The 7,376-nt window shown below is 33.6% G+C and carries 8 protein-coding genes; all 8 read left to right on the top strand.

Annotated features, from left to right (window positions below; genetic code table 11):
- Positions 1-503 precede the first annotated feature (503 nt).
- Positions 504-815: a DUF3139 domain-containing protein gene (locus tag ACH6CY_RS12150; RefSeq protein WP_374067608.1), complete on the top strand. Its 312-nt coding sequence runs from the start codon at positions 504-506 to the stop codon at positions 813-815.
- Between the two features lie 432 nt (positions 816-1,247).
- A complete protein-coding gene (locus ACH6CY_RS12145; RefSeq protein ID WP_374067607.1) occupies positions 1,248-2,150 on the top strand; it encodes an SPOR domain-containing protein in 903 nt (300 codons plus the stop codon).
- 203 nt (positions 2,151-2,353) lie between these two features.
- Positions 2,354-3,022 carry a RadC family protein gene (gene radC, locus ACH6CY_RS12140; RefSeq protein WP_374067610.1) on the top strand — a complete coding sequence of 223 codons (669 nt, stop codon included), beginning with the start codon at positions 2,354-2,356 and terminating at the stop codon, positions 3,020-3,022.
- Positions 3,023-3,244: 222 nt separating this feature from the next.
- Positions 3,245-4,279, top strand: a complete 1,035-nt coding sequence (locus ACH6CY_RS12135) for a rod shape-determining protein (RefSeq protein ID WP_374067606.1) — start codon at positions 3,245-3,247, stop codon at positions 4,277-4,279.
- 14 nt (positions 4,280-4,293) lie between these two features.
- Positions 4,294-5,175: a rod shape-determining protein MreC gene (gene mreC / locus ACH6CY_RS12130; protein ID WP_374067605.1), complete on the top strand. Its 882-nt coding sequence runs from the start codon at positions 4,294-4,296 to the stop codon at positions 5,173-5,175.
- A 2-nt stretch (positions 5,176-5,177) separates the two neighbouring features.
- Complete coding sequence (gene mreD, locus ACH6CY_RS12125; RefSeq protein ID WP_374067604.1) at positions 5,178-5,714, top strand: rod shape-determining protein MreD; 537 nt, start codon at positions 5,178-5,180, stop codon at positions 5,712-5,714.
- A 124-nt stretch (positions 5,715-5,838) separates the two neighbouring features.
- The gene (minC, locus tag ACH6CY_RS12120) at positions 5,839-6,525 is read left to right on the top strand and encodes a septum site-determining protein MinC (RefSeq protein WP_374067603.1); all 687 of its coding nucleotides are present in this window, start codon (positions 5,839-5,841) and stop codon (positions 6,523-6,525) included.
- Positions 6,518-7,315 carry a septum site-determining protein MinD gene (minD, locus tag ACH6CY_RS12115; protein WP_374067602.1) on the top strand — a complete coding sequence of 266 codons (798 nt, stop codon included), beginning with the start codon at positions 6,518-6,520 and terminating at the stop codon, positions 7,313-7,315. The genes minC and minD overlap by 8 nt, the downstream gene beginning before the upstream one ends.
- The last annotated feature ends 61 nt before the right edge of the window (positions 7,316-7,376 follow it).

Genomic DNA, 7,376 nt, shown 5'->3' with positions numbered 1-7,376 from the left:
GCGTACCAAGTAAGAAGTAACCCAATCATAGCATGAGCCCAGACCTGAATGATAGGTGTGGGCTATTTGACGCTTACATTCATTATAAGTTTCTCCAAGCAAAATTTTTTTGAAATCAAAATCCCATTTTATATCATCAATTTCTATTCTATGCACTTATATTCCTCCTAAATTAACAATATTATATTCTTTAATCTTCAGTTGCAATAAAAATTTCAAATCGTAAAATTAAACGAGACATAAAAAAAGAAATGTCCTGATACACTCAATTTATAACCGTAAGCGTAAAATAGATTATGTGGATCAAGATTTGGATAAAAACTTATTGTCTCGTTTAATTTGACAAAGCAAATAAAGCAAAACCTTTAGCTGTTCAACATAGATTTAAAGAAATAACCTGTACGATTTGGAGTCAGAATTATATTTATAAAAAGATGTGTTAGAATAAATAATATGCCAAAAACATTATTTAAAACAAGATTATTACTTTTTCATATTTTTACATGGAATTTAATGCGAATAAAAAAATGTCAACAGAAAATGGAAAAGTAATTAAAATTTTGGTAACAATTATCATAGTTACTATTTTACTTGCAACAGGAATGATTTATATGAACTATTTTAATAAAAAGAAAGAGATAACTGAGGTAATAGATGCTAATATAACAGAAAATAACTATGAAGATAAGATAAAAGAAAAAGAGATTTCTTTTGATTGGAAACTAGGAACATATTATGCAAACATTGTTTTTAAAGATGAAACAGAGAATTATTATGAATTTTATGTTAAAGATGATTCAAAAAAACTTATGTAATAGGGTACAGGTATAATGGAAATGAAGAAATAATAGACAAAGAAGAAGCAAAATATATAGATAATTAAAAATTAAAATCAATGAGCCTTATAGTTAGTATGATATGCTCCCCTCAAGGTAGACAGATTAAAAAATGAAAATCTGTTTTCAACTTAAGGGGAGTTTTTTATGTCCGATAAATGTAAATTTACTTTAGTCCGTTTAAGTATGAAGTATTAAAGGCATACAAGAAAGAAAACTATACGTTAAAAGAATTATGTTCAAAATATGAAATTGAAGAAAGGACACTAGTGTCTCATTAATTTTATAAGGTGTTAATTCACATTTTTTGTTGGAAAATAGTTTATAGCAATAGACAAAACTCGCCTTTCTTTTTAATTGAACTGTGATAGAGTATGGCAAAGTAAGTCTCTAAGATTGGAGAGAGTAGTCATGAGTGACAAAGAAAAAATTGTTGTGAAGTTAAATAATGAAAAAATAGAATTAGATAGTCAGAAAACGGTTTCACCTTATGATTGGTATAAGGAGCAGGCAGCCTCATTAGATGAGCAGGATAGTGAATTGGATGAATTGGAACGACGGACACCGGTTTATACAACCTCCACTCCGAAAAAAAAGAAACATCGATATATCAAGTCCATTTTATTAACAACAAGTATTGCTATTATTGTAGGTATCGGCTTTGGCTTTGGCGTCTTAAAAATGTTTGTTGAATTAGACAAGACCGACACAACAGTATCTTCGGATCAGTCTATCCCAGTAGATGGTGAAGAAAAAACAGGCAATAACATATCGAATTCAAAAAAACAATCTGTTACATTAAATAGTATCTCCGCGTTTATTGTTCAAGCAGGGATGTTTTCTACCGAGGATAAAGCAAATGAATGGAAAGAGAAAATGAAACAAGCTGGATTCAACGTTTTTTCTTGGAAAGCAGACGATGGAATTCGCTTATTTACTAGTGTCCATTTGACGCAAGAAAAAGCAGATCAAATGGCTGAGAAGTTAGCTAAATCAAATTATGAAGGCTATGTTCGTCAGTGGAGTACAGAGGAAAAGGCAATAGACTTAACAGTAGAAGAAGGAAAATGGTTACAGGGATTTGCACCACTATTTCTTAGTATGATAGAAAACGATACAGGTGAAAAAGCGTTAGAAGGTAAAATAGCAGAGTGGAATGCTTGGGTTAAGGCTGCGCCAAAAGAGATTTCAGACGCTTTAGTCACTTTGAAGCAATCAGCTAGTTCATTTTCTAAAGCTATAAAAGACGATGCGTCACAACGATCATATTATGATCAATTAATAAAAACATGGTATCAATATGATCAATTATAATTTTTTATAGAAAATAGTTGATTGTAACTAAACTAGAGAATGAAAATACTTAAATCGTACTGTAAATGATGTGTTTAGGATGAATAGTATTCTTGTTTATACCAATTTAGCTATTTGTTTTTTAGTATCTATATTCGTAAACTTAATCATATTAAAGTCTTTTTTATGAATGAGGTGGAATTTTGAATAAAATACATGTCACAATGAAAAATGTACCTGCACAAGATCGCCCTAGAGAAAGGTTAGCGAAATTAGGTGCGCACCACGTTTCTAATCAGGAATTACTGTCTATATTATTAGGAACAGGTACAAAAGAAGAGTCAGTACAAGCACTCGCGCAACGGGTTTTGATGCATTTTGAAGGAATTAATTTGTTGCGTGACTCGACTTTGGAAGAATTAACGGCAATTAAAGGTATTGGCACGGTAAAAGCGGTTGTTATTCTTGCCGCGATTGAACTTGGTAATCGAATCAATCAGCTAAAACCTCAAGAACGTTATTGTATAAGAAGTCCAGAAGACGGTGCTAACTTTGTAATGGAAGAAATGCGCATGTTGAAACAGGAGCATTTTGTTTGTATCTTTCTCAATACGAAGAATCAAGTCATTCATAGACAAACCGTATTTATCGGGAGTCTTAACGCCTCGATTGTTCATCCTCGTGAAGTGTTTAGAGAAGCGGTGAAACGTGCTGCCGCATCGATTATTTGCTGTCATAACCACCCGTCTGGTGATCCTTCTCCCTCCCAAGAAGATATTCACGTAACAAAAAGATTAGCCGAGTGCGGTAAGATGATTGGTATAGAACTTTTAGACCATTTGGTTATCGGTGATCATAAATTTATTTCATTAAAAGAAAAAGGATATGTATAGTACTATCTATTTTTTGTATTTTTTCGTATAATTATATAGACGAAATTTTTATTAGCGCCATTTTACAAGTTTTCTTGTGCTTGGCGCTAATTGCTATGATAAATGGAAATATCGTCCTAGCCATTTCATGTTATGATATTTATAATAAAAAAATATTACTTCATGGATATAATTTTTTAAAAAACGAATAGACAATGTAAGTTTTAGAGAGGGAGATTTAAGTTGGCATTTAATTTTTCACAAGATTTAGGTATAGATTTGGGTACCGCAAATACGTTAGTTTACATGAAATCAAAAGGTATCGTTGTTAGAGAGCCTTCCGTTGTTGCACGTAACAATTCAACAGGTGATATTGAAGCGGTCGGAGGTGATGCACGTAATATGATTGGTCGTACACCAGGAAATATTTCTGTCATTCGACCTATGAGAGACGGTGTTATTGCAGATTATGATACAACTGCTGCAATGATGAAATATTACATTCGTTTAGCACAAAAAAATCGCTCTGCCTTTGCTAGAAAACCAAATGTCATGGTTTGTGTTCCTTCAGGTATTACAATGGTAGAAGAACGTGCAGTTATTGATGCTACAAAACAAGCAGGAGCTAAGGAAGCATATCCTATTGCTGAGCCGTTTGCTGCAGCAATAGGAGCAGGGTTACCAGTTTGGGAGCCAACAGGTAGTATGATTGTTGATATCGGTGGAGGAACAACAGAAGTAGCTATTATTTCATTAGGTGGTATTGTTACAAGCAAATCGATTCGTATTGCAGGTGATGATATGGATGATGCGATTATTCACTATGTTAGGAAAAAATATAGTCTAATGATTGGTGAACGTTCAGCAGAATCAATAAAAATGGATATTGGTTATGCAGGAAAACCAGCAGACTATGCCGAAATGGATATTAGGGGAAGAGACCTATTAACTGGCTTGCCAAAAACAATTACGATAACAGCAGAAGAAATTTCTAGCTCTTTAAATGATACGATTAGTGCAATTGTTGATGCTGTGAAAAGCACCTTGGAAAAAACCCCACCAGAATTAGCAGCAGATATAATGGATAGAGGGATTGTCCTATCTGGAGGCGGAGCATTACTTGCAGGGTTAGATCAGGTTATAAGTGATCAGACAAAAATGCCTGTTTTCATTGCCGAAGATCCTTTAGATAGTGTAGCGATAGGAACTGGAAAATCGTTAGAATATATTCAACACTTTAAATCACAACCGAATATTGCTACAAGATCAATGGAATAAGTGGGTGTTCATGCATGTCTTTTTTTCGAAGGAAAAGATTGTTTACAATATTAATCGGAATCATTATCCTTGTCGGTTTAATTGGATTCTCGATTCGTGATAGAGAAAAACTAAGTGCTCCAGAACAATTCGCTAAAGATGCGACCAGTTGGATGCAACAAATTATTCATACGCCAGTAGAGTATGTATCATCAATTTTTACTGCTATTGATGACATGAAAAATGTGTACGATGAAAATCAACGCTTAAAAGAAAAGCTTAATCAGTATCAACAAACATTATATGAAGTGCAAGAACTTCGAAAAGAAAATAAAAAATTAACGTCAATTATTGATAAGACAGATTCTGATAAAATTGATGCTTATCATCCGATTCAAGCATCTGTTACTGCTAGAAGCCCTGAACAATGGTTTAGACAAGTCACTATCAACAAAGGGTTGCAAGATGGCATAAAGAAAAATATGGCTGTTATTACTGGTGAAGGAATGATAGGTAAAATTCAATCAACATCACAGTTTTCCTCAACTGTCTTATTGTTAAATGGCTTTGATCGTTCAAACCGCATTTCTGTAAAAGTAAATTTACCTGAACAAGAAGAAGACGCTAGTGGATTTATTTTAGGTTATGATGAAGAAAGGGAAGCATTATTGCTGGAATTTACTGATTCAAATCATGAAATTAAAGAAGATTCGTTCGTATTCTCTTCTGGATTAGGTGGCGTGTTTCCAAAAGGGTTAGAAATAGGTAAAATAACTGAAGTAACAATGGATCAATATGGTTTAAGTAAAGTAGCTTACGTAGAGACGTCTGCAGATTTATCTGATATTTATCATGTCATTGTTGTTGATCGACAAATGGATCGTGCTTCAGAAGAAGCAAAAGGGGAGGAAGAATAGCAATGTCGCGTATATATATTCCTCTCTTACTTCTTTTCTTATTTATAATGGAAGGTATTGCTTATGACTTTATACCAGCTGCTGTGTTACAGAAAGATTGGTTGTTTATTGCGAATTGGGCATTTATCTTCCTCATACTAATGGCTTTGTTTTATGATTTGGAACATACCTACTACTCGGTCTTAGCTGCTATCATCATTGGGTTAATGAGAGATATTATTTACACCGACATTATTGGTGTCTACATGTTTGCTTATGGACTGGTTATTTATTTCATTCATGGATTGCGAAAAGTATTACATGCAAATTTCCTTGTAACACTATTATTAGTTATTTCTGGTTTGGTGTTAGTTGATAGTGGTGTATCATTTGTTTATTATTCTATTGGGATCAACAACATGTCAATTATCAATTATCTTTCCTATCGGATTTTACCAACACTTGGTTATAACTTAATTGCTTTTTTTGCTCTGTATCCCATTTTCAAAAAACAATTTTTAAAATGGTCGGAACAACGATTTGCTAGCAAAGGGTCATAGTGTTTTTTTGAACAATATCTAATCGGATTTTAAAGTATAATTTATAAAGAAAATATAAGCGTTTTAATAACCTATACACGATAACAAAGATTGTTAATGACAAGAAGAATGAGGTGAACCAACCGTGACAATAAACAAGCAGCTGATTACCATTAAAGGAACACGGGATGGCTTAACATTGAACATAGATGATTCCTGTTCTTTTCGAGCTGTATTAGATGAATTGGATCGCGTCCTATCTACGGAGTATATTGATAAGGATGCCCCTATGATTACAGTTGCGATCCATTTAGGTAATCGGTATTTACATAAGGAGCAGGAACAGACACTTCGCGATTTGATTCGAAGTAAGCATAAATTAGTTGTACAAGCAATTGAATCGAATGTGCTTTTAAAAGAAGAGGCACTAAAATGGAAAGATGAGAATGAAATGAAAGTAATTACTAAAATGGTTCGTTCCGGTCAAGTTATCGAAGTAGTTGGAGATGTACTATTGATAGGAGACATCAACCCTGGTGGAAAGTTGATTGCAACAGGAAATATTTTTATTTTAGGTAGTTTAAGAGGAATTGCTCACGCAGGTGTTCATGGTAATAGACAAGCAGTAATTGCTGCATCCTACATGCAACCAACACAATTACGCATTGCAGATCATATAAGCAGATCACCAGATTATGAATCAGCTGGTGTCTATATGGAATGTGGCTTTATTGATGAGAGTGAAGAAAAGATAGTCATTGATCGATTGCAAATTCTTACACAAAAAAGACCAGAGTTAAATGGGTTTGAAAGGAGAATTTTAAATGGGTGAGGCAATTGTAATCACTTCTGGAAAAGGCGGTGTTGGTAAAACAACAACAACGGCAAATTTAGGAACAGCACTAGCATTAAATGATAAGAAAGTTTGTTTGATGGATACGGATATAGGACTTAGGAATTTAGATGTGGTTATGGGATTAGAAAATCGTATTATCTATGATATTATTGATGTTGCACAAGAACGTTGTAAACTGAAGCAAGCATTAATTAGGGATAAGCGATTCGACTATTTATATCTTTTACCAGCTGCACAAACAAGTGACAAAACGGATTTAACTCCTGAAGCAATGGTGAAAATGATTTCGGAATTAAAGCAAGAGTTTGACTATATTTTAATCGACTGTCCTGCAGGTATTGAACAAGGTTATCAAAATGCTGTTGCTGGAGCAGATAAGGCTATTGTTGTTACAACACCTGAAAAATCTAGTGTGCGTGATGCAGATCGAATTATTGGTTTGTTAGAAAAAGAAGATATCGAACCTCCGAAACTAGTGATCAATCGCATTCGTAATCATATGATGAAGAATGGGGATATGCTAGATATTGATGAAATTGTTCAAGTTTTATCTATTGAGCTTCTAGGGATTATTGCCGATGATGATGAAGTGATCAAAGCGTCTAATCATGGAGAACCTGTTGCATTTCAACCAAACACGAGAGCGTCCATTGCATATCGAAACATTAGTAGACGAATCTTAGGTGAATCTGTACCTTTACAATCTTTTAAAGATGACAAAAGCGTGCTTTCAAAAGTGAAAAAATTCTTTGGCGTACGTTCATAAGAAAACAAAAAGTATTTACAAACAAACGTAAATACTTTTTGTTTTCTTATATATGAGTGAT

It is taken from the genome of Paraliobacillus sp. JSM ZJ581, from assembly GCF_044383835.1.
Taxonomy (GTDB): domain Bacteria; phylum Bacillota; class Bacilli; order Bacillales; family Amphibacillaceae; genus Paraliobacillus.
The sequence above is the reverse complement of the archived record's forward strand: the minus strand, read 5'-3'. Positions and strand labels throughout refer to the sequence as shown.

Coding starts and splice junctions, on each gene's coding strand:
- ACH6CY_RS12150 (WP_374067608.1), top strand. CDS start 504: ATGGAATTTAATGCGAATAAAAAAATGTCAACAGAAAATGGAAAAGTA.
- ACH6CY_RS12145 (WP_374067607.1), top strand. CDS start 1,248: ATGAGTGACAAAGAAAAAATTGTTGTGAAGTTAAATAATGAAAAAATA.
- radC (WP_374067610.1), top strand. CDS start 2,354: ATGAAAAATGTACCTGCACAAGATCGCCCTAGAGAAAGGTTAGCGAAA.
- mreC (WP_374067605.1), top strand. CDS start 4,294: ATGTCTTTTTTTCGAAGGAAAAGATTGTTTACAATATTAATCGGAATC.
- mreD (WP_374067604.1), top strand. CDS start 5,178: ATGTCGCGTATATATATTCCTCTCTTACTTCTTTTCTTATTTATAATG.
- minD (WP_374067602.1), top strand. CDS start 6,518: ATGGGTGAGGCAATTGTAATCACTTCTGGAAAAGGCGGTGTTGGTAAA.